Raw genomic sequence first — 24,761 nt, 5'->3', positions numbered from 1 at the left:
AGATGCCGCCACCCTGTTTCTGGAAGCTCGATCAGAGGCCCAGCCAAGCGTCGACACGATCCGGGTTCGCCTCGACCCACTCGCGTGCAACCTCTGCCGGATCACGGCCCTTGCCGCTGATCTCATAGGCGAACCCGCTGACATCATCCGCCGTCAATGCGAAATTCGCCAAGAAATCGGCAATCGCCGGAGAACGCTCTGGCAGCGTGTTGGACCACGCAATCTGCACGTTCTTGAGGGCGTCCTTGGTCGCGACATTGGATTTGTTGTACCAGTCCGGGTCATCAGACGGTTGGACCATCACGTATTTTGCCGGGTCGAATTGTGGCTCGGTCAACATCTGGACGTCGAACATGTACCAGACGGCATGCGGCTTGTAGCAATAAAAGGCGTAGCCTTCGCCCTTGGCGATGCTGTCCTTGATCCGCGCGGTTTTCACGCTTTCCTCGGCACGTATCGGCTCAATGAAATCAAGTAAACCATAGTCGCGGGTTTTGACTTCGTTCACGTTGGCCGAAGCCCAACCCGGCGCGCCAATCCACATTTCACCTTTGCCATTGCCGTCACTGTCCATCAATGCGGCCACATCCGGGCGGCCCAGATCGGCGATGTCGGTGATGTTGTTGGCTTCACCAAAGTCTTTGCTGACGCAGAAACCCTGATTGCCCTCGTAGGGGTTCGATGACAGGGTGACGGTGCCCGCTTCGTCCACATATTTCTTGGTGAAGCTTTCCTGGTTGGGCAGCCAAACGTCGGGATGAACGTCGATGTCGCCCTTGCCCTGATCCATCGCCTGAAAGATCGTGGCGTTGTTGCCGGGCACATATTCCACTTTGCCCCCGATGCGCATTTCCACGACCGCGCCCAGAACATGGGCAATCGCTTGTGCTCCGGTCCAGGATGGCACGCCGATTTTCACTTCTTCGGCTGCGAATGCCGGCACAGCGCAGACGCTGAGCGCAGCAGCCATCCCCAGCTTTTTCAGGTTGGTTCTCATGGTCTTCTCCTCTGTTGAAATGCGCCGTGGTTCGGCGTCGTTCTTTCCGTCGTTCGATTTTCCCGTCGCGCAATAGGGGCGCGCCAACTTGCCTTTGGCGACACATTCGGACGGAAGGCTGAAACAAGACCAACCGCCAGACCCTGCCCGGAAGTCTAGAACAGGAGCTTTTCCGAGAGCCAATTCGAACATTTCATCAAACTATTCTGTTTCTGCATAGTTTTCTGTATCGTTGCTGAAGATGCTCTTTCACAAGCGGGGATACGCATTGGATCTGAATTGGCTACGCGATTTTGAATGCCTCGCTCGGACCTTGAACTTCACCCGTGCGTCTGATGAACGCAACATCACGCAATCCGCATTCAGCCGCAGAATCAAAGCCTTGGAAAGCTGGGTGGGGTTGCCTTTGGTCAATCGGGCAACCTATCCGGTTCAATTGACCGAGGCCGGCAAACAATTCCTGCCTGTTGCGCAGGCGGCAATTTCACAGCTGTCTGAATCCCGCCAATCCCTGCGGGACGCCGACCGGGGCGACAGTCGGTTCATCCGGTTTTCGGTTCTGCACACCATTGCGGTCAATTTTTTGGCAACCCGCATAGAAGAGTTGCAAAAGCAGATCCCAGATTTGCGCACACGTGTCCTGTCCGATTCTCTGAGCACCTGTTGTGATCTTTTGGTCGAAGGCGCGGTGGATATCCTGCTGTGCTACTATCACCATTCTGTCTCGCCCATGATCGACGAAACCGCGTTCGAGCGTAAGGATCTGTTGAAGGATCGGCTGATACCGGTGGCTGCCGCACAGCCGGTGCGGACACTGGGTTGGGATTTGTCCCGGCAGGATGGCCCGCCGATCCCCTATCTGGCCTATGACCGATCGTCCTTCTTGGGCATGGTCGTTGAAAACACCGTTGACCGGAAACCCCAGAATACCGAAACGATATATGTCGATAGCCTGGTCGAAACGATCAAGCGAAGATTGATGACCGGCAGCGGATTTGCCTGGATGCCCGAAACGTCGATCTCGGCGGAGTTGGATCAGGGGTTGCTGGTGCCGATCGGTGACGATGCATGGTGTGCAACGTTGACGATTTCAGCCTTTTCCAATCCGGCCAGTTTGGATCAGATCGCGCACCAGCTTTGGCAGCGTTTGTGACCGGACGGAATCGTTTTGGCGCACCGACCGGCGATTGAACGGAAAATGCGCCTTTACCTCCTATGCCGGCCCGTCTGAGAAAAATTGACGATCGCGCGGACCAGCAGATCGATCGTATCCACTGCATTGGCGTCATCCGCGACGCTGTCGGCAATGAGGGAGAATTCAGAGCAAGCGACAAACTGCAAGTCCGCCCCCGCCTTGACCAAGGCCCTTGAGGACGCTCGCAGCGTTTCGCGCGCCTTGTCGCTTTGACCGTTGACTTTGATCGCGCGGATCGCCGCCAGCATCGCGTCGTCATCCGTTGGCCAAACGGTCGACAGCCCGCGCGCGTGCAGGGCTGTTTCGAAAAGACAAATACGGCGCACCGCCGGAGAAGCGAGCACACCAACGCACCCACCCTTCCCGAGTGTCCCGACGGCGTGATCCGCAGCCAGCTCAACCATGTTCAACAGCGGAACGGTCACGGCTTCGGTGATCGCCTTGGCATAGTGATGCGCCGTGTTGCAGGGCATTGCCAGCGCCACGGCGCCGGCATCCTGAAGACGTCGTGCCATCGCCGCCAGTGTCGGCCCCGGATCTTCACCCGCCCCGTCGATCAGATGCGCGATCCGTGACGGGACCTGAGTGTTCATGTCGATCAAAAGCGGAATGTGGTCCCGGTCGTCGCTCACCGGCACAGCCTCGACCAGCTTGCGCTGGAGGAGGATCGTTGCCTCGGGGCCCATGCCGCCAATAATGCCGATGGGGTGCTGCGTCATTGCTCAGATATTCACCCAGCGGTCTTTGTGATCGAAGGCAAAGTCATACCCCGCCAAAGCCGCCGCGCCGCCCGTATGAAGGAAAACGACCCGCTGGTCTTTGAATTCGCCTTTGCGCGCCAGATCGATCAGGCCCGCCGCACCCTTGGCCGAGTAGCAGGGATCCAGAAGGATACCTTCCAATTCGGCAAACATCTGGATCGCTTCGATGCCGCTTTCATTGGGCAGGCCATAGCCTTCGCCGACATAGTCGGTATTGGCCACGACATCTTCGCGCTTTACCACGCCCGCGCACCCCAGCTTTTCGGCCGTCTTACAGGCGAGGTCGTACACCATCTGTTCCTGCTTTGGCCGAGGTGCCCTTGTCCCGATGCCAAGCACCGGCACCTGCGTATTCATGGCGCACATTCCCGTCACCAAACCTGCCTGCGTACCGGACGACCCGGTTGCATGTACCAGCCGGTCAATCCGCAATCCGCTGTCATTGGCCTGACCCAACAGTTCAAAGGCCGCGTTTACATAGCCCAGCGCCCCGGTCGGGTTCGAGCCGCCGCCGGGAATGACATAGACAGAGCGGCCTTCTGCCCGTTTCTTCGCGGCCGCCTTTTCCATTTCGCCCGGCATATCGTGACCCCCGGGAAACTTCTGGGTGGTCGCGCCGTGCAAATGATCCAGCAGGACATTGCCGTTTGTATTGTAGTTGCCATCTTGATAGCCGGTGCGATCTTCCAGAAGAATATGGCAATCAAGGCCCAGCTTGGCGGCAAACGCTGCGGTTTGTCGACCGTGGTTGGTTTGGGTGGCACCTTGCGTCATCACCATGTCGGCGCCCTGCGCTTCTGCTTCGGCCATCAGGAATTCCAGCTTGCGGGTCTTGTTGCCGCCAGTTGACATGCCGGTGCAATCGTCGCGCTTGATCCAGATTTCCACCCCCAGTTCTTTGGAAAGCCGCTTCATCGGTTCAAGCGGTGTCGGAAGATGGGCGAGGTGAAGGCGGGGAAAGCGCGCAAGATGCATGTCACAATTCCTAATATTGATTTTCGTCAATTTACGCTGTATGTTGCCGCTCTGCTAATTCGAAATTCAGTGAGTATGTTGCAAAAATTGCATATTAGTAAGGTCTGGGCTATCTGGTTCACATGCGTTTGGAATGGATCGACGACATATTGGCCGTGCTGGACAGCGGATCGCTGACGCGCGCCGCGGAAAAACGGCTGCTGACCCAATCTGCCTTTACCCGTCGGGTGCGGCTCATCGAAGGCAGTATCGGTGCGACCCTGTTTGATCGTCGTCGCAAACCCGTATCCCTGATGCCGGGCGTTCAGGCGTTGGAACCTGAACTGCGCGAGCTGAGCGCGCGTCTGCACAAACTGCGTCACAGTTTGAAAACAGAAAGCGATCAGGCCAGCCAGTCTTTGTCGCTCGTGTGCCAGCATGCGTTGACGACAACCGTCTCGCCGAAGGTGGTCCGGATGTTGACCGAAAACAGCGATATCTCGGTTCAGGTGCGATCGGGGAACCAGGACGAATGCCTGTTGCAACTGATCTCGAAAGAAGTCGATTTCGCGATCATGTACGCGGCATCGGACGGCGGGGTGCAGAACCTCGAAAGTGCGTTTGAGGCAAAGACGCTTGGTGCCGACACATTGATCCCGGTATGCGCACCTGCAATGCGCGGGGAATTGGATGGCAAGACCATTCCTGCGATTGTCTACCCGCCTGATGTTTTTCTTGGGCAAGTGTTTTCCCAATTGATTGCACTGCGGTTGCCCGACGAAACCAGACTCGTGGCCAAGGCCGAGACGGCCCTGACGCTGGCGATGCTGCATTATGCCGTGAAGGAAATCGGTGTTGCCTGGTTGCCCTATTCTTTGGTCGCCACGCCGCTTGCTCAGGGACAGCTTGTAAGCGTTGAAGACGCCCTGCCTGCGCAGGCGCTGACAATAAGAATGGTCCGTTTGGCCGAAGCGAAGCCAGAGTTCAGTGAATTGATTTGGCAACGTCTTGCCGGGCAATCGCAAAGCTTTTGGTTGTCGCAGGATCAAAACGACGAGGCGACCTGAGCCGTTCACCGAGAAAGGTGCCGGGTCTGCCGATCAGCGTCGGAAGAATACGCAACGGAATAGTGGCAAAACCGAGCAGGATGTATCTAACCTGTGCTGAAATGACAGCAACAGGGCAGGTCAGCGGATGTTCGGGAAGGTATTGAAAACGGGTATAGGTGTCGCGGTTCTGGGCATCGTGGGGCTGCTTGGTTATCTGCTGATCGCCCCGCCCGATTTGTTGAAAGTGGGCACGAACTACTCGGCCAAGATTGTCTGTTCAAACGTTTTCATTGCCGGACGTGATCCGGAAGAGGTCCTTGCGGTGGATGTGCAGGCCCCGGGGCATCCGCTGCTCAAACATGTTTCGATTGAGGTCGATCGAGAGGCGCAGACTGTTCATGCGCAACTCTTTCGGTTCTTCGCGCCCGCCACGTCGCAGTTCCGGCAGGGGCTTGGCTGCACCAACGTGCATGCTACATCCCTGAGTGCGCAGCGACTTGAGGCCGCCAAGCCCGCGCCGACAGGTCTTTGGCCAACAGGAAACGACGTTGCGCAGTCTCAAGATCCCAAAATTCAGGCCGTCTTGTCGGATGATACGCTGCTTGGCGAAGGGTACCGCGCCGTAGTGGTGGTTCAAGGCGGGCGCATCGTGGCCGAACGCTATGCGGAAGGGTTCGACGCCGACACACCGTTGCTGGGCTGGTCCATGACCAAGACGGTCACGGCCGGGCTGATCGGAACGTTGATCAACGCGGGTCAGATGAATGTATCGGACACCCTTGTCGACAGCTTTCCCGAATGGGCAGAAGACGCAAGGCGAGACATTACTGTTGCGGACATGCTGGCGATGACAAGCGGTCTGCAATGGAATGAAGAATACGGAGACGTGTCAGACGTGACCAGGATGCTGTATCTCAGCAATGACATGGCCGTTTTCGCTGCCGACCGTGCACTGGAAGCCGGCATTGGAACCGACTTCAACTATTCCTCCGGCACGTCCACCGTGTTGTCCCGGGTGTGGCAGGACAAGCTGGCCGATGGAGGTTTGAGCTATCCTCGGGATGCGCTTTTTGAACCGCTTGGCATGGCTTCGGCGATCATCGAGACAGATGTCGCCGATACATTCATCGGATCCAGCTATATGTACGCCACGGCCCGAGACTGGGCGAAGTATGGCCAGTTTCTGCTGCAAAAAGGGGTTTGGGACGGCGCACAGATTTTGCCCACAGGTTTTGTGGACTGGATGTTCGAACCCGTTGCGGCGTCTGGCGGGGAATATGCCAAAGGTCATCTTTGGTTGAAATCGCCGGGCGACCTGCCACCGTTTGAAGACGCGGTTTGGTTGCAAGGGCATGACGGTCAGTCCATCGGAATTTTCCCGTCGCGTGACATGGTCGTCGTGCGGATGGGGCTTACACCTTCACGGGTGGGCTATTCTTCTTTGCCCTTGGCGAAAGCGTTTATTGCGGCTTTCGGGGGGTAGGGGATCGAACATTCCCGTCGACCCACCGCCCGACATTGCGGCGGGCATCGCCCGTAGGGCAGGACACTGGGTCGCAGATCGGTATCTTGCACGCCGGCACAGTTTGGTATACCGCCGCATACAAATTCAAGGTGCCGGGCTTTCACATGGCCCGGTGCATCAGCTAAATGGTCGGAACCGTCATGAGCCTTTACACAGAATACCTGAACGAAATTGAGACGCGCAAAGAACAGGGTCTGCACCCCAAACCCATCGAAGACGGTGCTCTTTTGCAGGAAATCATCGGGCAGATCAAAGATACGGGTCACGCTCATCGTGCCGGTTCACTGAACTACTTCATCTACAACACGCTTCCGGGCACAACCAGCGCCGCAGGTGAAAAGGCGCGCTTTCTGAAAGAGATCATCCTGGGTGAAACGACGGTCGAAGAAATCTCGCAGGATTTCGCGTTTGAATTGCTGTCGCATATGAAGGGCGGCCCATCGGTAGAGGTTCTGCTTGATCTGGCGCTGGGCGATGACGCAGAGATTGCGCAGAAAGCGGCGGCAGTTCTGAAAACCCAGGTGTTCCTGTACGACGCAGATACCAACCGTCTGAAAAAAGCCTTTGAGGCCGGGAACGCCGTTGCCAGGGACATTCTGGAAAGCTATGCCAAGGCCGAGTTCTTTACCCGGCTTCCCGACATCGAAGAAGAAATCAAGGTTGTGACCTATGTGGCGGCCGAAGGGGATATTTCGACCGATCTTCTGTCGCCCGGCAATCAGGCGCATTCGCGGTCGGACCGCGAATTGCACGGAAAGTGCATGATCTCACCCGAAGCACAGGCCGAGATTCAGGACTTGCAAAAACAGCACCCGGACAAGCGCGTCATGCTGGTTGCTGAAAAAGGGACGATGGGCGTTGGATCGTCGCGCATGTCCGGTGTCAACAACGTTGCATTGTGGACCGGAAAGCAAGCTAGCCCCTATGTTCCATTCGTGAACATCGCGCCGGTTGTTGCCGGTACAAACGGGATTTCACCGATCTTTCTGACCACCGTCGGCGTCACCGGCGGGATCGGCATCGATCTCAAGAACTGGGTCAAGAAAGTGGATGCCGACGGCAATCCGATCCTGAACAATGACGGCAATCCTATCCTCGAGCAGAAATATTCCGTCGAGACCGGAACGGTACTGACCATCAACACCAAGGACAAAAAGCTGTACAATGACGCAGGCGACAAAGAGCTGGTCGATCTGTCATCATCCTTCACGCCGCAAAAGACCGAGTTCATAAAGGCCGGAGGATCTTATGCCATTGTCTTTGGCAAAAAGCTTCAGACATTCGCGGCCGAGACGCTCGGTCTCGAGGTGAAATCCGCTTTCGCGCCGTCCAAGGAGATTTCGCATGAAGGGCAGGGCCTGACGGCGGTTGAAAAGATATTCAACAAAAACGCGGTTGGCGTGGCCGAAAGCAAAGTTCTGCATGCGGGCTCGGACGTTCGGGTGAAGGTCAACATCGTCGGTTCGCAGGACACCACCGGCCTGATGACGGCGCAGGAACTGGAAGCCATGGCGGCGACAGTGATATCGCCCACCGTTGACGGTGCCTATCAGTCTGGCTGTCATACTGCTTCGGTTTGGGATTCCAAGGCGCAGGCAAATATCCCAAAACTGATGAAATTCATGAACAACTTTGGCCTGATCACCGCGCGTGACCCCAAAGGTGTTTATCACTCGATGACAGACGTCATCCACAAGGTTCTGAACGACATCACCGTGGATGACTGGGCGATCATCATCGGTGGCGACTCGCATACACGTATGTCCAAAGGCGTCGCGTTTGGTGCAGACTCGGGTACTGTTGCACTGGCGCTGGCCACTGGCGAAGCTACCATGCCGATCCCGGAATCCGTCAAGGTGACGTTCAAGGGCCAGATGGCGGATCACATGGATTTCCGCGATGTGGTTCACGCCACCCAGGCGCAGATGCTGAAGAAATTCGGCGACAACGTGTTCCAGGGGCGGATCATCGAAGTTCACATCGGCACATTGCTGGCGGATCAGGCATTCACCTTTACTGACTGGACGGCCGAGATGAAGGCCAAGGCGTCGATCTGCATCTCAGCGGATGACACGTTGATCGAATCTCTGGAAATCGCGAAAAGCCGTATTCAGATCATGATCGACAAGGGAATGGATAACGAAGCCCGGACACTGCAAGGTCTGATCGACAAGGCCAACGCTCGGATCGCGGAAATCAAGTCGGGTGAAAAGCCGGCCCTGAAACCGGATGAAAACGCCAAGTATTTTGCCGAGTTGGTGGTTGACCTGGGTGAAATCAGCGAACCCATGATCGCCGACCCGGATGTCAATAACGCCGATGTATCAAAACGTTACACCCACGATACGATCCGGCCGGTTTCCCACTACAAAGGGGAAAAGAAGGTCGATCTGGGATTTGTTGGATCGTGCATGGTGCACAAGGGCGATCTGGTCATCGTCTCGCAGATGCTGAAAAACATCGAGCAGGAGAAGGGCACAGTAGAATTCAAGGCCCCGCTGGTCGTTGCTGCGCCCACCTACAACATCATCGATGAGCTGAAAGAAGAAGGCGAGTGGAGCATTCTTCAGAAGTATTCAGGCTTTGAATTCGACGATCTGTTCCCAAAAAGCAAAGCACGGACGGAATACGAGAACATCCTGTATCTGGAGCGTCCGGGATGTAACCTCTGCATGGGCAACCAGGAGAAAGCGGCAAAGGGTGACACTGTGCTGGCCACGTCCACACGACTGTTCCAAGGCCGTGTTGTTGAGGACGCGGCGGACAAGAAAGGCGAATCCCTGCTGGCATCGACCCCGGTGGTCGTGCTGTCGGCTGTTTTGGGCCGAATGCCGACCGCCGAGGAATACAAATCGGCCGTGAAAGGTATCGACCTGACCAAATTTGCGCCTCCGATGGGAAAGCCCGCAGGCACGAAGTCAGCGCATTTCTAAACGCAAGGCACAAAGTTGATTGCCCGGGCATCCCTTCAGGTGGCCGGGCGATTGAGTTCCGCTGTGTTCAGGCCTGGTTGCAGCGCACGCCGCGAAAAAGCGCGGCATGGGAATGCCCCGGACCTTTCGCACGACTTCGCGTGGACTACTGGGGAAAATCCATGATCCACGGTCATGCGGTCGCTGTTTGGCGTCAGGCTGACAGCTCTTTATACATGTAAGTCGTGGGTTCCAGTCTGGTTTCGAACGGGTTCCGGCAATAGTTCGGAATTTCCCCGGCGATCTGAAACCCCAGGTCCAGATAAAGCAATCGAGAAGGATCGGTGCTGCGGGTATCAAGAACCAGCATCGTGCGCTCCAACTCTGTCGCTCGTTGAAAGAGGGCTTCCATCAAGGCGCGGCCAAAACCGCGCCGTCTGGCGTTCGGGTGCACCAGAAGTTTCGCAACATCAGCGCGGTGCGGTTGATTGGGCATGGTCGCGGGGATCAGTTGCACCGTGCCCTGAATGCGCCCGTTGTCGTGGAGGGCAAACAGCTCCAACGCACCGGATTTCAGCTCAGGCGGAACATTTTGCAGCCAGTAATTTCGTGCGTCACTCTCGGTAAACGGAAGGACAAAGCCGATGCTGGCCCCGTCATGCACACAGGCGTGGAGGATTTCCGCCAGATCATCCACTGCCGCGCTGAAATCGAGATCGGTCAGACGCGAGATCATATCAGCACCAAGAGATAACGCGCACCGCGAGATTCCCCGGTTTCGAACCGGGTTGGGCCCGACAGGTGATAGCGCAGGCAATCTCCGGCGCTCAGCGCATGGGGGGTTCCGTCAACTGTCAGTGTCAGGGCGCCGTCGATCAGGATCAGATGGTGTTCCTGCCCGGACTTGGGCGGCGCCTCGTAAGTGATGACCGTATCGCGCGGCAGGTGACATTCCACGACCTCGGCGTTCAGGCCGTTTGCAGGCGGTGAAACTGCACGGCGGGTAAAGCCGGTTTCGGGATCACGCCATTCGGTCTGGCGTTCAAACGCCACCTTGGGGTCAAAGCTGTCTTCGACCATCATCAAAAGCCGGGACATCGGAAGGTCATAAGCGGCACAGAGGCGGCCAAGATTCTCAGCGGTGGGGCTGACCTCTCCTTTCTCCATGCGGGACAGCGTGGCGCGGCTGATTCCGCTGTGGGCGGCCAGTTGATCCAGGGACCACCCGCGCCCGTGGCGGAGTTCGTTCAAACGGACGGCAAGGCGGCTTGAGAGGTTGTCGAGCATGGACCACAAACGAGAGGAGTTTTCATTTATGGGAAAATTACATAAAAATTATGTGTGTGTAAATGAAAAAAGGCGCAGAAACTCTGCGCCTTTCGCAAGCTTTTGACGAGGTGGTGGATTATTTCCAACCAACTTCGTTAAAGATTTTCTGTGCTTCCGGGATGTTCTTTGCGACTTCCGACAGGTTCACATCGTCAGCTTTGAACTCACCCAGTGCCTTTACCGATTCCGCCAGCTCGACACTCTGTACTGCCGGGAATTCGTCATTGCCCGCCGAGAAGTACTTCTGCGCCTGATCGCTTGCCAGATACTCGAGGAACAGGATTGCGTTTTCCTTGTTCGGCGCGTGTGCCGCGACGCCACCGCCCGACAGGTTCATATGCGCACCATAGCTGTCCTGATTGGGGAAGACCCAGCCGATCTTGTCGAGGTCAGAGGACAGGCCTTTGACGTCTTTGCGGATAGCCCGTGCATAGTAATAGGTGTTCGATACAGCGATGTCGCATTCACCCGAAACGATGCCACGCAGCTGGTCGGTGTCACCTCCCTGCGGGTCTCGGGCCATGTTGGCGACAACGCCTTCCGCCCAGGATTTTGCAGCTTCGGTACCTTCATGTGTGATGATCGAGGCGAGCAGGGTCTGGTTGTAGGTGTTGGTCGAGGACCGGATGCAGATCAGGCCCTTGTATTCCGGCTTGGCGAGGTCTGCGTAAGTGGCCGGCGGATTGGCAACGTTTTCTTTGTTGTAAAAGATGATCCGACCGCGCTGTGAGAAGCCGAACCACTGGTTGTCTTCGTCCTGAAGGTTGGCGGGGATGCGCTCCTCCAGGGTTTCGCTGTCGATGGCTTGCAGAATGCCCGCATCTTTGGCACGCGCCAGGCGAGACGTGTCGACCGTCAGCATGATATCCGCCGGAGAGTTCGCGCCTTCGGCTTCCATGCGCGCGATCAATTCATCCGCCTTGCCTTCGATCCGGTTGATCTTGATGCCGGTCGCTTCTTCGAAGTCCGTGTAAAGACGTTCGTCAGTGTCATAGTGGCGCGACGAATAAAGGTTCAGCTCGCCTTCAGCTGCGGCTGATGTTGCGATCAATGCCGACAGAGCGGCGGCCAGGCAGGTTGTGGATTTCAGCATAGTTTGCCCCAACAATTGAATTTCGCGTCGGTTGATAACCCGACTGATTTGCTCAATTATACGATTCTCAGCGAGATGCAAGAAAATCCGACAGATTTACTTGGTCAAATGAGCGCAGGCACCCTTGCGAGCCTTGTTGGGGGCGGGCGCGAGTTGTGTTGAACGGAAAGATCCGCGTCACACGGCAGTGTCTGGATCACTCACGATCAAGCACCTCAACTGCAAGGATCGTGGGCAAATGGCGCGCGACTTCCGTCCAGGTGTCCCCTTCATCAACACTGGCAAAAACCGAGCCGCTGTTGGTCCCGAAATAGATACCGGCGGGGTCTCGGTGGTCTCCGGCCATGGCCTGTCGCAGAACAGTGAAAAAACAGCATTCTTGCGGCAACCCACGCCGCTGGTCTTGCCATGTTGCGCCTCCATTTGTGGATTTCCAAACTGCCGCGGCGGCATCCGGTGGATAGCGCCCGATGCTGTCTCCGTTCAAAGGTAATGTCCAGATCGTGTCCGGATCACGTGGGTGCACATGAATCGGAAATCCAAAGGTGGATGGCAGGCCTTTGGTGATGTCATCCCAACTGCGCCCTCCGTCGGCCGAGCGCCAAACACCGTGATGGTTTTGCTGGTACAGCAAATCCGCGGTTCCCGGAGCTTGAACCATGTTGTGGACGCAATGACCCGTTTCACCATCCCTGGGGGCAGCGGGATGATCATGATGCGTGCAAGATTCGGCGTTGGACAATCTGTTGCGCCGCTCCCAGATTGCGCCGCCATCCTCGGTTGCAAACACACCCGCAGCGGAAATGCCGACCCAGAGCTTTTTCGAATCATTTGGGTCAGTCACGATTGTATGCAGGACCAGCCCCGCACCGCCGGGATTCCAATCGGGTGCTGAGGGGTGGTTTGTCAGGCCCTCAAGCGTGTCCCATGTCCGACCATTATCGTGGCTGGCAAGCAGGCGGGCCGGTTTTGTGCCAGCGTACAACGTTCCATGTTGATAACGCAAAGACCAGACCTGCGAAAACTCATCGGCGAATGGTGCGGGTTCTCCGGTCCAGCCGATCATCTGGGCAAAATCCTGATCGTTGGCGGCCCACTCGTCCATTTGGCCCTTGGTGAGTTTTGCGACCTGCCAAGTCACACCGCCGTCTTCGGAACACCAGACACCGGCGCCATGCCAGTCACCACCGCCCCCGGCCCAAAGCGTGCCCGTTTCCTTGTCGCCGATGACGTGGTTGATCGGCCATCCTTCGCAATGCGGGCCCGTCACTTTCCAGCCTGACCTGTTCTGATCGCCAGAGACAATGAACGTTCCCTTGGTCGTCCCCACCAGTACGTCGATGCCGTGTTCGCGCATGGGTTTTACACTCCGCAATATCGAAGCAAGGGTAGCACGTCGGGCGCACAGGTGCAGAAAACAAAAAAAACCGCGCTCAAGAGCGCGGTTTTCTAAAACGGTGTTTCGCTGTTCTCAGCCCTGACGAGCTTTGAACTTGCGCTGCGTCTTGTTGATAACGTAGACGCGGCCTTTGCGACGCACAATACGGCAGTCGCGGTGCCGATTCTTGAGCGAGCGGAGCGAGTTCTTGACCTTCATGGTCTGTCTCCAATCTGCGGCGCCTTCATCAAGGACGTGGCCAGCGCCTGGGTTGCTCGGGTGTCCCGGATCTCCGGAACAGTGAAATCATGGTGGGCGGTACAAGGATCGAACTTGTGACCCCTTCGATGTCAACGAAGTGCTCTACCGCTGAGCTAACCGCCCACTTTCCCTTTGCGTGCCCAGCCCCATAACGAAATGGGGCGCGGAACCCCGCGCCGGTAGCGGGGTCTATAAAAGGAGTCGCAAAGGGGTTCAAGGGGTTTGGTAGAACTATTTTCCGGTCTATGTTGATTGCGAACATGGAGGGATCATGCAGAACGCAGCCTTTGTATTGGATATGCCAGAAAACCGCAGTTCATGCGTGGTTTTTTCATCCCCGCATAGCGGGCGGAATTATCCAGAAGCGTTTTTGAAGCGGTCCGTTCTGAATCAAAGCGTGATTCGATCCTCGGAAGACGCCTTCGTGGATCAATTGTTTGCTGCTGCGGCCGAAAATGGCGCGCCTTTGATCAAAGCGACCATGCCGCGCGCCTATCTGGACCTGAATCGCAGTCTGGACGAACTGGACCCGGCGCTGATCAGCGGTGCCCGCAGGCATGGGCACAACCCCAGGGTCGCATCAGGGTTGGGTGTGATACCCCGCGTTGTGGCCAATGGACGGGCAATCTACAGCGGCAAGCTGACCATGGACGAGGCGCGGCTGCGTATCGACACCTATTGGCGCCCCTATCATGCACGTTTGAAATCCCTGCTGGCCGAATCACACGAGAAATTCGGCCAGGCCATACTGGTGGATTGCCACTCCATGCCGCATGAGGCGGTGGCCATGGCTGGTACGACCCGAAACAAACGGCCCGAGATCGTGCTGGGTGATCGGTTCGGTGCTTCGGCCTCGTCTGAAATCGTGGACCTCGTCGAATCGGCGTTTGCTGCGGCAGGTCTGAATGTTGTGCGCAATGCCCCGTTTGCGGGGGCCTATGTGACTCAGACTTATGGCCGCCCCACCCGCCAGCAACACGCGATCCAGATTGAAATCGACCGGGCCTTGTATATGGACGAAGAAAAGATTGCGCCGAACGCCAATTTCATGACGTTTTCCAAACTACTCCGGCAGGTGGTGCGCGACATATCCAGAATCGGTTCAAAATCTCTCCGCCTGGCGGCGGAATGAAACTAGCGCAAAGCACGGCCCTTCACGATTGCTTCCGGGCCGAACCTCTGGCGGATCTGGTCGGTGGCCCGCTCGGCCTGTGATCTGCGGTCGGCGCCGGGATCAAGCAGGTCGCCGGAGATGTCGGCCTGATCCGCCGGGCACAGGTCAGACAGGCCACATCCCAACAGGCGGTACGGCCCCTGATCCCCCACCTGATCGAAAAGCCCTTTTGCGGTGCGATAAATCCTGTCCGCGATCTGCGTTGCGTCCCGCAATGACACGCGCCGTGTCAGAACCTTGTGATTGGCCTTCTTCAGCTTCAGCGTAACGACCCGGCCAGCCAGATCCTTGGCCTTGGCCCGGTCCGAGACCTTCAGGGCCATGCGCCACAAATGTCCGTCCAGCACATCAATATTGGCGGTGTCCTCGAAAAACGTGGTCTCATTGCTGATGGATTTCATCGGTTCATGGGCTGAAACGCGCCGTTTGTCCTGACCCCGTGCCAGATGCCACAGGCGATACCCCATCGAGCCGAAACGCGCAGTCAAAGCCTCCTGATCCCAACGCAGCAGGTCGTTGAAGGTTCGAATCCCTGCCCGATCCAGTGATTCCTGCGCGGCGGGGCCAATGCCCCAGATCAACCTTACGGGTTTGTCATTCAGAAACTCTGCCGTCTCTGCCTTGCCGATCACCGAAAACCCGCGGGGTTTGTCGAGGTCCGAGGCAACCTTGGCCAGAAACTTGTTGTGACTCAGCCCGATGGATCCTGTCACGCCCAGTTCATCCTTCATGCGTTTGACCAGGCGCGCGAGCATGACGGCTGGGGGGGCTCCGTGCAGGCGTTCGGTGCCGGACAGGTCCATGAAAGCTTCGTCCAGCGACAGGGGTTCGACCACTGGTGTCAGTTCGTCCATCATGGCGCGGATGTCCCGTGACACCTGGGCATACACGGACATGCGTGGTTTGATCACGACGGCATCGGGGCACAGTTGCAACGCTTTGAACATGGGCATGGCGGATCGCACACCGCGAATTCGGGCCACGTAGCATGCCGTGGACACAACACCGCGTTTGCCGCCGCCGATGATGACAGGCTTGTCTGCCAATTCCGGATTGTCCCGCTTTTCCACCGAAGCATAGAAGGCATCGCAATCCATATGCGCGATGGACAAATCAAACAGTTCGGGATGAGACTTTACCCTGGGGCTGCCGCAGGCCGTGCAGCGCCGTTCGTTCGTCAAAGGGGTCAGGCAATCTCGGCAAAGACCGGGCATCTGCGTCCTCGTGTGTTCCGCAGTTGTCTTGGGGGTTCTTTATATCATCCAGTGATATCGATCAAAGATCATTCAGAGAAAAGAAACCCCCCGCGCTTCGCGGGGGGAAGTAACGAACCTCAGGAAGAATAGGTTCGTTGGGGAGTAAATCCCCTTAAGAATCGCTAAGATTTTCGGGCTGAGATAGGGTTAAGCGCGCTTTTCAAAAACTCGCTTTTTGAATGTGTGTTTTCTGGCACAGGGACGATTTGGCGCGGATTCGCGAAAAATTGACGTAAGGTCAACCTGTTGCGGCGGTTTTTTCAGCGTGAATCCCTGTTGAAACGATGATCCTGCTCATCTCGTTTTCAGAGAATTTAACTCGGTCAAAACGGCCGCGGCCGCGGATTTCGGATCTTCGGCCTGATAAATGGGGCGGCCAACTACGATATGATCCGCCCCGCCCTGGATGGCGCTGGCAGGTGTGGCCACACGTTTTTGATCGCCCAGTGCCGCGCCTGCCGGACGCACGCCGGGGGTTACGATCAGCCGGCCCGTCGCCTGGGGTAGGGCGCGGATCAGGGCGGCCTCCTGCGGGCTGGCGATCACGCCATCGGCCCCGGCCTCGAAGGCGTGGGCGGCGCGTTCCACCACCATGTCCTGAACGTCACCGGCCTTCATCATGCCGGCATCCAGGTCGTCGCGGTTCAGCGAGGTCAGGATGGTCACCGCCAGGATTTTCAGATCCTTGCCCGCCGCGCCTTCCTTGGCGGCGCGCACCACATGCGGGTCGCCATGCACGGTCAGGAAATCCAGATCGAACTGCGCCAACCCCCGCACCGCGTTTTCCACTGTGTTGCCGATGTCGAACAGCTTCATGTCCAGGAAGATGCGCTTGCCGTGTTCCTGCTTGAGCTCATTGGCCAGTGCCAGCCCGCCGCCTGTCAGCATGCCCAGGCCGATCTTGTAGAACGACACGGCGTCGCCCAGCGTCTCGGCCAGCTTCAGCCCTTCCAGCGCGTTGGGGACGTCGAGGGCGACGATCAGGCGGTCATCGGCGGTTTGGGACATTGTTTCGGCCTTTCAAACTTGACGGGATCGGCGCTTCTGTAGAGCGTGTGACGCATTGAGACAAGAAAAGACGCAGGAAAATACGGGATGATACGGTTGGGTGTGTTGGCCGCGGCCGGAACCCGACCCTGACGATCCACCGCAGGACCCCGACTATTCGGATGGAGAGTATGATTGCCTGATGGCCGCTGCCGCTCCGGGGCAGTCGCCCTATTTCGACGGGGTCAAGTGGGCCGACATGGACGCCGAGAATGCGATGGCGATCTGTGTCGATCTGCTGCTGAAAGACCAGGATGTCGATGCCGAGGTCGTGGCCGCCTTTGGCCGGGCGCTCACGAAAGGTGGCAAGCTGGAAATGGCGCTCGAGTTTTCGGAACTGGCCGCGATGGAGGGCAGCGGGCTGGCGATGAACACGCTCGCTTCGCTCTATAATGATGGCGAGATCGTTCCCGCGGACCACGAGACCGCGTTTGCCTGGTACATGGCCGCTGCCGAAACCGGTCTGCCGAAGGGGATGCACAACGTCGCCTATGGCTACGAGAACGGGAAAGGTGTTGCGCCGGACATCGACAAGGCGCTGTACTATTACGAAAAGGGCCGCGTTCTTCGGATATGAGCCGTCTCTGCTGCACCTCGGCGCAATCTATCGCGAAGGCACGCATGTCGCACGCGATATGCAGCGCGCGGTCGATTATCTGAAGATGGCGGCCCGAAACGGCAGCGCCGATGCCGCGGCGCGTCTGGGATACATCTACGAGATCGGCGAGAACGGCTACTCCAAGGACATCGAACAGGCGCTGGATTATTATTTTCAGGCCGCCAGGCAGAACAATGTCGTGGCGCTGCACAATCTTGGGTCTTTGACCTATCACGGGCGGGACGGTATGCCCCAGGACACGGAAGCAGCCCTGTTGTTCTGGGGCAGGGCCGCAAAGCTTGGCGATGTGAAATCGCAGCGCAAATTCGGCCGGTTGCTCTATGAAACCGGCGATGTCGAAGAGGCGCTGAGGTTTCTTCGCCTCGCGGCCGAGCAGGGCGATGACGAGGCGCAAAAGCTGATCCGGCAGATCGAAGGCGATTGACCCCCAAGGCTGACAAACGAGCCAGCGGTGTCCCCGCATTGTCCCAACTGTGCTATGGTGCTGCCATTCTGAAACGAAAACTGCATCAAAGGGACAGACCATGAAGCACCTTGTTCCGCTGGCCGTCGTGGCCACGCTGGCCGCCTGTACCGACACGCCGCCACAGACCGAAACAGGCGCCGCGCCGCCCCCGACCAATGATGATTTGTATCTTGTCCGCGGCTATCGGTCCGAAGATGACTGGTGCCAGTTGACCGGCGAAACCGCCTTTACCGGCAATTTCCTCGACCACACCGCCGACCTTGTATCCTGCCCCACGGGCAGCGCCGCCGCGCAGTCGCTGGTCGAGACGAGCGATGCCCAGCAGGTGGCCGAAACCGGGGGCTACACCGTCTATACGATTCCGCGTGGTTGAGGCTTTTTTTCACTCTCTAGCCTCTTGAAGCGGCGGAGAAGTTTCCCAGATTGAGGTCAAGGCCCGGACCACTGCGTGCTGCCAAGCGGGCGCAAATTCTCCGGGCGCTTGGAAAAGGAGAATACCATGGACTTGAACAAGTTCACCGAACGTGCACGGGGGTTCGTGCAGGCGGCGCAGACCATTGCGCTGCGCGAGGGGCACCAGAGGCTGGAGCCCACACATATACTCAAAGCATTGATGGATGACGATCAGGGGCTGGCAAGCAATCTGATCACACGCGCGGGCGGCGCGCCGAACCGCGTGGTCGAGGCGCTTGACGCAGCTATGGGCAAGATCCCGAAAGTCAGCGGTGATGCCGGTCAGATTTACATGGACGGCCAGACGGCCAAGGTTCTGGACGAGGCTGAAAAGATCGCAACCAAGGCGGGCGACAGCTTTGTTCCGGTCGAGCGCGTGTTGATGGCGCTGTGCATGGTCAAATCCAAGGCCAAAGAGGCGCTGGAGGCGGGTGCCGTATCTGCGCAAAAGCTCAACGAAGCCATCAACGACATCCGCAAGGGGCGTACTGCTGACACCGCAACGGCGGAAGAGGGCTATGACGCGCTCAAGAAATATGCCCGCGACCTGACCGAGGCCGCGCGCGAAGGCAAGATCGACCCGATCATCGGCCGCGACGAGGAAATTCGCCGCGCGATGCAGGTTCTGTCGCGCCGCACCAAGAACAACCCGGTTCTGATCGGTGAACCCGGCGTCGGTAAAACCGCGATCGCCGAGGGCATGGCCCTGCGCATCGTCAACGGCGACGTGCCGGAATCGCTGAAGGACAAGAAGCTGCTTGCGCTTGACATGGGGGCGCTGATCGCTGGTGCGAAATACCGTGGTGAATTCGAAGAACGCCTCAAGGCTGTTCTGACCGAGGTGACCGAGGCCGCCGGTGAGATCATCCTGTTCATCGACGAGATGCACACGCTGGTTGGCGCGGGCAAATCGGATGGTGCGATGGATGCCGCCAACCTGATCAAGCCTGCGCTTGCACGGGGTGAGCTGCACTGCATCGGTGCGACCACACTGGACGAGTATCGCAAATACGTCGAAAAAGACGCGGCCCTTGCGCGCCGCTTCCAGCCGGTGATGGTTCAGGAACCGACGGTCGAGGACACGATCAGCATTCTGCGCGGTATCAAAGAGAAGTACGAGCTGCACCACGGCGTGCGCATCTCGGATTCGGCGCTGGTGTCGGCGGCGACCCTGTCGCATCGCTATATCACCGACCGGTTCCTGCCCGACAAGGCCATCGACCTTGTCGACGAGGCGGCGTCGCGTCTGCGGATGGAGGTGGACTCCAAGCCCGAAGAGCTTGATCAGCTGGATCGTCAGATCCTTCAGATGCAGATCGAGGAAGAGGCGCTGAAGCTGGAAGACGATGCGGCATCGAAGGATCGCCTGGAAACCTTGCAGAAGGATCTTGCCGAACTTCAGGAAAAATCCGCCGAGATGACCGCGCAGTGGCAGGCCGAACGCGACAAGCTGGCTGGCGCGCGGGATTTGAAGGAACAGCTCGACAAGGCGCGGGCCGATCTGGAAATCGCCAAGCGCGAAGGCAACCTCGCCAAGGCGGGTGAGCTGTCCTATGGCATCATCCCCGAGCTTGAGAAAAAGCTGTCCGAGGCCGAGAATGCCGAAAGCAACGCCATGATGGCCGAGGAAACGGTGCGTCCCGAACAGATCGCCAGTGTTGTCGAACGCTGGACGGGCATCCCGACCGCCAAAATGCTGGAAGGCGAACGCGAGAAACTGCTGCGGATGGAAGAAGAACTGCATTCCCGCGTTATCGGTCAGGATGCGGCTGTCACCGCTGTTGCCAATGCAGTACGTCGTGCGCGAGCCGGTCTGAATGACGAAGGTCGTCCACTTGGCTCGTTCCTGTTCCTTGGGCCGACTGGCGTGGGTAAGACCGAGCTGACCAAGGCCGTGGCGAATTTCCTGTTCGATGACGACAACGCGATGGTGCGCATCGACATGTCCGAGTTCATGGAGAAACACGCGGTCGCCCGTCTGATCGGTGCCCCTCCGGGCTATGTCGGTTATGACGAAGGTGGTGTGCTGACCGAAGCCGTGAGGCGCAGACCCTATCAGGTCGTGCTGTTCGACGAGGTCGAAAAGGCGCACCCGGATGTCTTCAACGTGCTGTTGCAGGTTCTGGACGATGGCGTTCTGACCGATGGTCAGGGCCGCACCGTGGACTTCAAACAGACGCTGATCATCCTGACGTCGAACCTTGGGTCGCAGGCGCTCAGCCAGTTGCCCGAAGGTGCGGACAGTTCACAGGCCAAGCGCGACGTGATGGATGCGGTCCGGGCACATTTCCGGCCCGAATTCCTGAACCGTCTGGACGAAACGATCATCTTTGACCGCCTCAAGCGGGCCGATATGGATGGCATCGTCGATATTCAGATGGCACGTCTGCAAAAACGTCTGGCCGCCCGCAAGATCGAGCTGGCCCTGGATGACAGCGCCAAGGAATGGCTGGCCAATGAAGGCTATGACCCGGTCTTCGGTGCCCGCCCGCTGAAACGCGTCATCCAGCGCGCCTTGCAGAACCCGTTGGCCGAAGCTCTGCTGGCTGGGGAAATCAAGGATGGTGACGTCGTTCCGGTCACCGCCGGGCCCGATGGTTTGATCATCGGCGATCGTTTGGGAACTTCCGAGCGACCCCGCCCGGACGATGCCGTGGTGCATTGATCTGACACCGTGAACTGAAAGGCCCGCTTTTTTTGGCGGGCCTTTTTCATGTCGGCTTTCCATAGCCTTTGTTCAGATAATCACTGAGGACCTTCATCCAAACCTGCGCTTTCTCCATTGGAAACTGGGCCGTGAACCTCAGCTTCACAATACAATTGTCCACGACGCCGACTGCCAGAAGTTCGGACAGGCCATCTGATGCTTTGGCCTCGGCCCGATACGGCAACACCTGCGACGGATCACGCAACTGATAGGCGTTGATTTCGCCAAGCTCGGCACCGCGCCGCGCAGCTATTGCAGCGATATCGCATGCAGCTTGTTTAAAGCTTTCAAGGGCCATTTCGGATGAGACGTCCCTTTGTTGATGGTCATAGAAGAAAACCGTGATCTTGGAAGATGGGTCTGCAAAAGTGGCGGAATAGCCGAGGCCCGGATGGCTGTCTTCATAAACTTCCGACCCGATCTGGTTCAGATCGCTCAGGACCTGCGGCGCGCGCTCAAACAGCTTTTTGCACGATTGCACATCAGCCAATGCCGATCCGCACAGCAAAGACAAAAAACAACAAGGGGTTTGAGCAACATGGAGGCAGGGTGTCCCAAACAGATCAAGAATGCACGAAGTCTTGGTCTGCAACTTTGGCAGAAGTTTGGCTCTGCCGGAAAGATGGCCGGGCGGGCGTTGGTCAGCCGCCCGGGAATTCGTCAGACCAATGCAAAGATCCGGGCCGGCCCGCCGGTGCCGCCTTGGTGCTTGGGTGCGCCGATCACCAGCGTTGCACCCGACGCAGGCACGCGATCCAGCCCTGCCAGACATTCGATCCCGAACCGGCCTGACGGCAACCACGCGTAATGTGTCGCGAAATCTGCGGACATGCCGTGATCGAGGGACAGGGTATCAACGGCAATTGATCGTGCTCCTGTCTCCTCCATCAGCATCTGCGCGGCTTCAACGTGGAATCCCGGGTAATGCTGCGCTTCGCCGTCGAAATTGCGGAACTCATCCGTGGCGGTTTTGCCTGCCCATCCGGAATGCATCGCCACGCAGGCACCATCAGGGATATCACCATTGGCCGCAATCCAGGCTTTCAGATCGTCCGGGGTGACGCGCGTGTCAGCGTCTTCGGCCGCTCGGGCGGCGATGTCCACGACGCATAAGGGGGCGACCAGATCCGTGACGGGGATTTCATCAACCGACGTCCCATCCGCCGAAAAGTGAAGCGGCGCATCGATATGCGTGCCCGTGTGTTCGTTGATTGAAAGGTTGAACAGATTGAAGCCGTGATCAGCAAAGTTGAATGCTTGCTCGGCGGAAATGCCGGGTTCGCCGCCCCATGTCGGGAAATCCGGGCTCAGCGTATGGGTCATATCTTCGACACCGCCATGCCCGGCTGCCAGTGCTGCCGGCGCGACGGCCCCGGTTGCGGCTGCTGCAACACCCGAAGCGGCGGCAGCTTTGAAGAACCCGCGACGAGACAGCATCTTGTCTTTGACGGCATTCATTACGCAGATATCACACATTTTTCTTCCTCCCATTGCGGCCAAAAGGCTGCAATCGCAGCCTTGCCTCGCGTTCGGCTTGGCGTGGCGCCCGTCTGACAGAGTGCAGCCTTGCGCCCGCAGTTGTAAAGTTTTGTACCCGTGTTCTGACGGTAATTCACTAAAACCGCGGTTTTCCGCCGGGCTCCAAAAGCTCTCTAGTCTATGGTTTTCGGTGCTGAAAACGATACTCGAATGCCCGATCACATTGGAACGTTACAATCACTTCGCTCAATCGTTACGCCTGTTTCCGTGGCTCTGTGCTATCAGCACACTACGTCAATAGCGACCACTGAAGATGACGGAGACCCATATGGCGCATCGCTGGACCAATACTTTGACACATGCCGACGTCACGCCCCGGGCGGCGTTCCTCAACCGGCGGCAGGTTATGGCCGGGCTGGCAGGTGTCGGCCTGACTGCGATGGCCAAACCGGCGGCAGCACAGGATGGGTTGGAGCCGAACACGTGGGAAGAGATCACCACCTACAACAACTACTATGAGTTCGGGACCGGAAAAGATGACCCGGCGAAATATGCTCATACGCTGGTGACCGAACCCTGGAGCGTCACGATTGATGGTCTGGTCGACCGCCCCGGCGACTATGATTTTCAGGCCATCCTGTCCGAGATGACGATAGAGGAGCGGATCTACCGCTTCCGCTGTGTGGAAGCCTGGTCGATGGTAATTCCGTGGAACGGGTTTGAACTGGCCGACCTTCTCAATATGGCGGGCGTGCAAGACGGCGCGAAATATGTGGCTTTTGAGACGGCCTATCGCCCGGACGAGATGCCGGGAACGCGGTTTCCCGTTCTCGATTGGCCGTACCGAGAGGGCTTGCGCCTGGACGAGGCGATGCACCCTCTGACAATCATGGCAACCGGAATTTACGACCGCCCAATTCCCAACCAGAACGGTGCCCCCTTGCGTCTGGTCGTCCCTTGGAAATACGGCTTCAAATCGATCAAGTCGATTGTTCGGATCACGCTTACAAAGGATGAACCGCCCACCAGCTGGAACATGTCCAATCCACGCGAATACGGGTTCTACAGCAATGTGAACCCCAATGTGGACCATCCACGCTGGTCTCAGGCTTCAGAGCGCGAGATCGGGGGCGGGCTTTTCGCGTCACGCAAGCCGACCCTGATGTTCAACGGCTATGAACAAGAGGTCGCCAGCCTTTATGAAGGCATGGATCTGGCCAAGAACTATTAGGACCATGTTGGCGATTAACCAGACACTCCGCCGTATTCCGGTATGGGTCATATATCTGCTGGGGGCGTTGCCCGCGCCCTGGCTGTTTTATCTTGGCCTGACCGGTGGTCTGGGGGTCGAACCGATTGAGGCGTTGGAGCACAGATATGGGGAACTGGCCCTTCAGTTGCTGATTGCCGGTCTGGCGGTCACACCCCTGCGCCGGTATGTCGGCCTCAACCTGATGAAGTTTCGCCGCGCGATCGGGGTGCTCACGTTTGTGTACGTCGCGTTGCATCTTCTTGTGTGGCTGGTTCTGGATGTGCAGCTTCCCAGCCAGATCTGGGCGGATATCCTCAAACGCCCGTACATAACGGTCGGCATGGCGGCGTTCCTTCTTCTGCTTCCGCTGGCGTTGACCTCCAACAACTGGTCGGTGCGCCGACTGGGACCGCGCTGGCGCAAGCTGCACCGCCTTGTATACGCGGCCGCATTGTTGGGGGCGATGCATTACCTCTTGCTGGCAAAAGGTTTTCAGATCGAGCCGCTTGCTTACCTGGCTGCCATCATCGCCCTGCTTGCCCTGCGCCTGCCGATTCCCAACCTGTCTTTCCGGTCCAACAGGGCCGATTCCGCCTGACTCGGACATGAGTCTGTGGGTAATCATGTGCATAACGCGCTGAACCGGGAATTCTGACCTGCTTTTACATAGTTATCGGCGGTAGCGCGCTTGGTTGTCCTGAATTAAGCATCTGTAATTGTTGGATAAATGAGCTTTTCAAGAATTTCTTCTGTTTTTGTGTATTTTCTGCTTGCGGGATTTGTTTGTTATACTTAGAACCCCCTTCACCGGCGCTGCTGAGGCGGTGCTGACGGGTCGGAGAGACGGCCTGACG

General features: G+C 57.8%; 24 protein-coding genes and 1 tRNA gene. 11 read left to right on the top strand and 14 right to left on the bottom strand.

Annotation, left to right across the window (positions count from 1 at the left end):
• Window positions 1–31: 31 nt before the first annotated feature.
• Complete coding sequence (locus GOW09_RS20815) at window positions 32–997, bottom strand: glycine betaine ABC transporter substrate-binding protein (RefSeq protein WP_152456675.1); 966 nt, start codon at window positions 995–997, stop codon at window positions 32–34.
• Between the two features lie 241 nt (window positions 998–1,238).
• Here GOW09_RS20815 and GOW09_RS20810 point away from each other — a divergent pair, with 241 nt between their 5' ends.
• A complete protein-coding gene (locus tag GOW09_RS20810; protein WP_254442769.1) occupies window positions 1,239–2,150 on the top strand; it encodes a LysR family transcriptional regulator in 912 nt (303 codons plus the stop codon).
• A 53-nt stretch (window positions 2,151–2,203) separates the two neighbouring features.
• On the opposite strand, the gene GOW09_RS20805 is transcribed toward GOW09_RS20810, so the two are convergent.
• Window positions 2,204–2,911 carry an aspartate/glutamate racemase family protein gene (locus GOW09_RS20805; RefSeq protein ID WP_171120627.1) on the bottom strand — a complete coding sequence of 236 codons (708 nt, stop codon included), beginning with the start codon at window positions 2,909–2,911 and terminating at the stop codon, window positions 2,204–2,206.
• Window positions 2,912–2,914: 3 nt separating this feature from the next.
• A complete protein-coding gene (locus GOW09_RS20800) occupies window positions 2,915–3,928 on the bottom strand; it encodes a D-cysteine desulfhydrase (RefSeq protein WP_171120625.1) in 1,014 nt (337 codons plus the stop codon).
• A gap of 122 nt (window positions 3,929–4,050) precedes the next feature.
• On the opposite strand from GOW09_RS20800, the gene GOW09_RS20795 reads away from it, so the two are divergent.
• From GOW09_RS20795 to GOW09_RS20785, 3 genes are all read left to right on the top strand, one after another.
• Window positions 4,051–4,974, top strand: a complete 924-nt coding sequence (locus GOW09_RS20795; protein ID WP_171120622.1) for a LysR family transcriptional regulator — start codon at window positions 4,051–4,053, stop codon at window positions 4,972–4,974.
• Window positions 4,975–5,101: 127 nt separating this feature from the next.
• Complete coding sequence (locus GOW09_RS20790; protein ID WP_171120620.1) at window positions 5,102–6,439, top strand: serine hydrolase; 1,338 nt, start codon at window positions 5,102–5,104, stop codon at window positions 6,437–6,439.
• Window positions 6,440–6,621: 182 nt separating this feature from the next.
• Window positions 6,622–9,414, top strand: coding sequence for a bifunctional aconitate hydratase 2/2-methylisocitrate dehydratase (locus GOW09_RS20785; RefSeq protein WP_171120618.1), 2,793 nt, complete (start codon window positions 6,622–6,624; stop codon window positions 9,412–9,414).
• Between the two features lie 193 nt (window positions 9,415–9,607).
• Here GOW09_RS20785 and GOW09_RS20780 read toward each other — a convergent pair whose 3' ends face one another.
• From GOW09_RS20780 to GOW09_RS20755, 6 genes are all read right to left on the bottom strand, one after another.
• Window positions 9,608–10,129 (bottom strand): GNAT family N-acetyltransferase, encoded by a 522-nt coding sequence (locus GOW09_RS20780; RefSeq protein ID WP_171120616.1) that lies wholly within the window; start codon window positions 10,127–10,129, stop codon window positions 9,608–9,610.
• Window positions 10,126–10,680 (bottom strand): helix-turn-helix domain-containing protein, encoded by a 555-nt coding sequence (locus tag GOW09_RS20775; RefSeq protein WP_171120615.1) that lies wholly within the window; start codon window positions 10,678–10,680, stop codon window positions 10,126–10,128. Before GOW09_RS20775 ends, GOW09_RS20780 begins: the two co-directional genes overlap by 4 nt.
• Window positions 10,681–10,798: 118 nt before the next feature.
• Window positions 10,799–11,815, bottom strand: coding sequence for a Fe(3+) ABC transporter substrate-binding protein (locus GOW09_RS20770; RefSeq protein WP_171120613.1), 1,017 nt, complete (start codon window positions 11,813–11,815; stop codon window positions 10,799–10,801).
• 196 nt (window positions 11,816–12,011) lie between these two features.
• Window positions 12,012–13,172 (bottom strand): sialidase family protein, encoded by a 1,161-nt coding sequence (locus tag GOW09_RS20765; protein WP_171120612.1) that lies wholly within the window; start codon window positions 13,170–13,172, stop codon window positions 12,012–12,014.
• Between the two features lie 114 nt (window positions 13,173–13,286).
• Window positions 13,287–13,412: a type B 50S ribosomal protein L36 gene (gene ykgO / locus GOW09_RS20760; RefSeq protein ID WP_008755722.1), complete on the bottom strand. Its 126-nt coding sequence runs from the start codon at window positions 13,410–13,412 to the stop codon at window positions 13,287–13,289.
• 90 nt (window positions 13,413–13,502) lie between these two features.
• Window positions 13,503–13,577: transfer RNA gene (locus tag GOW09_RS20755), tRNA-Val, on the bottom strand.
• A 148-nt stretch (window positions 13,578–13,725) separates the two neighbouring features.
• On the opposite strand from GOW09_RS20755, the gene GOW09_RS20750 reads away from it, so the two are divergent.
• Complete coding sequence (locus tag GOW09_RS20750; protein ID WP_171120611.1) at window positions 13,726–14,586, top strand: N-formylglutamate amidohydrolase; 861 nt, start codon at window positions 13,726–13,728, stop codon at window positions 14,584–14,586.
• 2 nt (window positions 14,587–14,588) lie between these two features.
• On the opposite strand, the gene GOW09_RS20745 is transcribed toward GOW09_RS20750, so the two are convergent.
• A complete protein-coding gene (locus GOW09_RS20745) occupies window positions 14,589–15,842 on the bottom strand; it encodes a DNA polymerase IV (protein WP_171120609.1) in 1,254 nt (417 codons plus the stop codon).
• Between the two features lie 336 nt (window positions 15,843–16,178).
• Window positions 16,179–16,892, bottom strand: a complete 714-nt coding sequence (pyrF, locus tag GOW09_RS20740) for an orotidine-5'-phosphate decarboxylase (protein WP_171120607.1) — start codon at window positions 16,890–16,892, stop codon at window positions 16,179–16,181.
• Between the two features lie 100 nt (window positions 16,893–16,992).
• Between pyrF and GOW09_RS22900 the strand changes: the two genes are divergently transcribed.
• The 4 genes from GOW09_RS22900 to clpB all read left to right on the top strand — a co-directional run bounded on the left by GOW09_RS22900 (window position 16,993) and on the right by clpB (window position 21,134).
• Window positions 16,993–17,508 carry a tetratricopeptide repeat protein gene (locus GOW09_RS22900; protein WP_171120605.1) on the top strand — a complete coding sequence of 172 codons (516 nt, stop codon included), beginning with the start codon at window positions 16,993–16,995 and terminating at the stop codon, window positions 17,506–17,508.
• On the top strand, window positions 17,423–17,974 hold the full coding sequence (locus tag GOW09_RS20730) for a tetratricopeptide repeat protein (protein WP_217360298.1): 552 nt from the start codon (window positions 17,423–17,425) through the stop codon (window positions 17,972–17,974). The genes GOW09_RS22900 and GOW09_RS20730 overlap by 86 nt, the downstream gene beginning before the upstream one ends.
• Window positions 17,975–18,074: 100 nt before the next feature.
• Window positions 18,075–18,389 carry a hypothetical protein gene (locus tag GOW09_RS20725; protein WP_171120601.1) on the top strand — a complete coding sequence of 105 codons (315 nt, stop codon included), beginning with the start codon at window positions 18,075–18,077 and terminating at the stop codon, window positions 18,387–18,389.
• 126 nt (window positions 18,390–18,515) lie between these two features.
• Complete coding sequence (gene clpB, locus GOW09_RS20720; RefSeq protein ID WP_171120599.1) at window positions 18,516–21,134, top strand: ATP-dependent chaperone ClpB; 2,619 nt, start codon at window positions 18,516–18,518, stop codon at window positions 21,132–21,134.
• A 46-nt stretch (window positions 21,135–21,180) separates the two neighbouring features.
• Here clpB and GOW09_RS20715 read toward each other — a convergent pair whose 3' ends face one another.
• Window positions 21,181–21,666: a hypothetical protein gene (locus GOW09_RS20715; RefSeq protein WP_171120596.1), complete on the bottom strand. Its 486-nt coding sequence runs from the start codon at window positions 21,664–21,666 to the stop codon at window positions 21,181–21,183.
• Window positions 21,667–21,836: 170 nt separating this feature from the next.
• Complete coding sequence (locus tag GOW09_RS20710; RefSeq protein ID WP_171120595.1) at window positions 21,837–22,652, bottom strand: cyclase family protein; 816 nt, start codon at window positions 22,650–22,652, stop codon at window positions 21,837–21,839.
• Window positions 22,653–22,983: 331 nt separating this feature from the next.
• Between GOW09_RS20710 and msrP the strand changes: the two genes are divergently transcribed.
• Together msrP and msrQ are read left to right on the top strand one after the other, a co-directional pair.
• A complete protein-coding gene (gene msrP, locus GOW09_RS20705; RefSeq protein WP_171120718.1) occupies window positions 22,984–23,886 on the top strand; it encodes a protein-methionine-sulfoxide reductase catalytic subunit MsrP in 903 nt (300 codons plus the stop codon).
• A gap of 4 nt (window positions 23,887–23,890) precedes the next feature.
• Window positions 23,891–24,505 (top strand): protein-methionine-sulfoxide reductase heme-binding subunit MsrQ, encoded by a 615-nt coding sequence (gene msrQ, locus GOW09_RS20700; protein ID WP_171120593.1) that lies wholly within the window; start codon window positions 23,891–23,893, stop codon window positions 24,503–24,505.
• 64 nt (window positions 24,506–24,569) lie between these two features.
• Here the strand turns inward: msrQ and GOW09_RS22435 are convergent.
• Window positions 24,570–24,761: hypothetical protein (locus tag GOW09_RS22435; RefSeq protein ID WP_216603871.1), on the bottom strand; the 192-nt coding region annotated here is incomplete at its 5' end.

It is taken from the genome of Ruegeria sp. HKCCA5463, from assembly GCF_013034175.1.
Lineage (GTDB): Bacteria > Pseudomonadota > Alphaproteobacteria > Rhodobacterales > Rhodobacteraceae > Ruegeria.
This window is presented reverse-complemented; position numbering and strand designations above follow the sequence as displayed.

Excerpts from the sequence above, each read along its gene's own strand:
- GOW09_RS20815 (WP_152456675.1), bottom strand. The coding sequence starts at position 997 with ATGAGAACCAACCTGAAAAAGCTGGGGATGGCTGCTGCGCTCAGCGTC.
- GOW09_RS20810 (WP_254442769.1), top strand. The coding sequence starts at position 1,239 with ATGCTCTTTCACAAGCGGGGATACGCATTGGATCTGAATTGGCTACGC.
- GOW09_RS20805 (WP_171120627.1), bottom strand. The coding sequence starts at position 2,911 with ATGACGCAGCACCCCATCGGCATTATTGGCGGCATGGGCCCCGAGGCA.
- GOW09_RS20800 (WP_171120625.1), bottom strand. The coding sequence starts at position 3,928 with ATGCATCTTGCGCGCTTTCCCCGCCTTCACCTCGCCCATCTTCCGACA.
- GOW09_RS20795 (WP_171120622.1), top strand. The coding sequence starts at position 4,051 with ATGCGTTTGGAATGGATCGACGACATATTGGCCGTGCTGGACAGCGGA.
- GOW09_RS20790 (WP_171120620.1), top strand. The coding sequence starts at position 5,102 with ATGTTCGGGAAGGTATTGAAAACGGGTATAGGTGTCGCGGTTCTGGGC.
- GOW09_RS20785 (WP_171120618.1), top strand. The coding sequence starts at position 6,622 with ATGAGCCTTTACACAGAATACCTGAACGAAATTGAGACGCGCAAAGAA.
- GOW09_RS20780 (WP_171120616.1), bottom strand. The coding sequence starts at position 10,129 with ATGATCTCGCGTCTGACCGATCTCGATTTCAGCGCGGCAGTGGATGAT.
- GOW09_RS20775 (WP_171120615.1), bottom strand. The coding sequence starts at position 10,680 with ATGCTCGACAACCTCTCAAGCCGCCTTGCCGTCCGTTTGAACGAACTC.
- GOW09_RS20770 (WP_171120613.1), bottom strand. The coding sequence starts at position 11,815 with ATGCTGAAATCCACAACCTGCCTGGCCGCCGCTCTGTCGGCATTGATC.
- GOW09_RS20765 (WP_171120612.1), bottom strand. The coding sequence starts at position 13,172 with ATGCGCGAACACGGCATCGACGTACTGGTGGGGACGACCAAGGGAACG.
- ykgO (WP_008755722.1), bottom strand. The coding sequence starts at position 13,412 with ATGAAGGTCAAGAACTCGCTCCGCTCGCTCAAGAATCGGCACCGCGAC.
- GOW09_RS20750 (WP_171120611.1), top strand. The coding sequence starts at position 13,726 with ATGCAGAACGCAGCCTTTGTATTGGATATGCCAGAAAACCGCAGTTCA.
- GOW09_RS20745 (WP_171120609.1), bottom strand. The coding sequence starts at position 15,842 with ATGCCCGGTCTTTGCCGAGATTGCCTGACCCCTTTGACGAACGAACGG.
- pyrF (WP_171120607.1), bottom strand. The coding sequence starts at position 16,892 with ATGTCCCAAACCGCCGATGACCGCCTGATCGTCGCCCTCGACGTCCCC.
- GOW09_RS20730 (WP_217360298.1), top strand. The coding sequence starts at position 17,423 with ATGGCTACGAGAACGGGAAAGGTGTTGCGCCGGACATCGACAAGGCGC.
- GOW09_RS20725 (WP_171120601.1), top strand. The coding sequence starts at position 18,075 with ATGAAGCACCTTGTTCCGCTGGCCGTCGTGGCCACGCTGGCCGCCTGT.
- clpB (WP_171120599.1), top strand. The coding sequence starts at position 18,516 with ATGGACTTGAACAAGTTCACCGAACGTGCACGGGGGTTCGTGCAGGCG.
- GOW09_RS20710 (WP_171120595.1), bottom strand. The coding sequence starts at position 22,652 with ATGTGTGATATCTGCGTAATGAATGCCGTCAAAGACAAGATGCTGTCT.
- msrP (WP_171120718.1), top strand. The coding sequence starts at position 22,984 with ATGGCGCATCGCTGGACCAATACTTTGACACATGCCGACGTCACGCCC.
- msrQ (WP_171120593.1), top strand. The coding sequence starts at position 23,891 with ATGTTGGCGATTAACCAGACACTCCGCCGTATTCCGGTATGGGTCATA.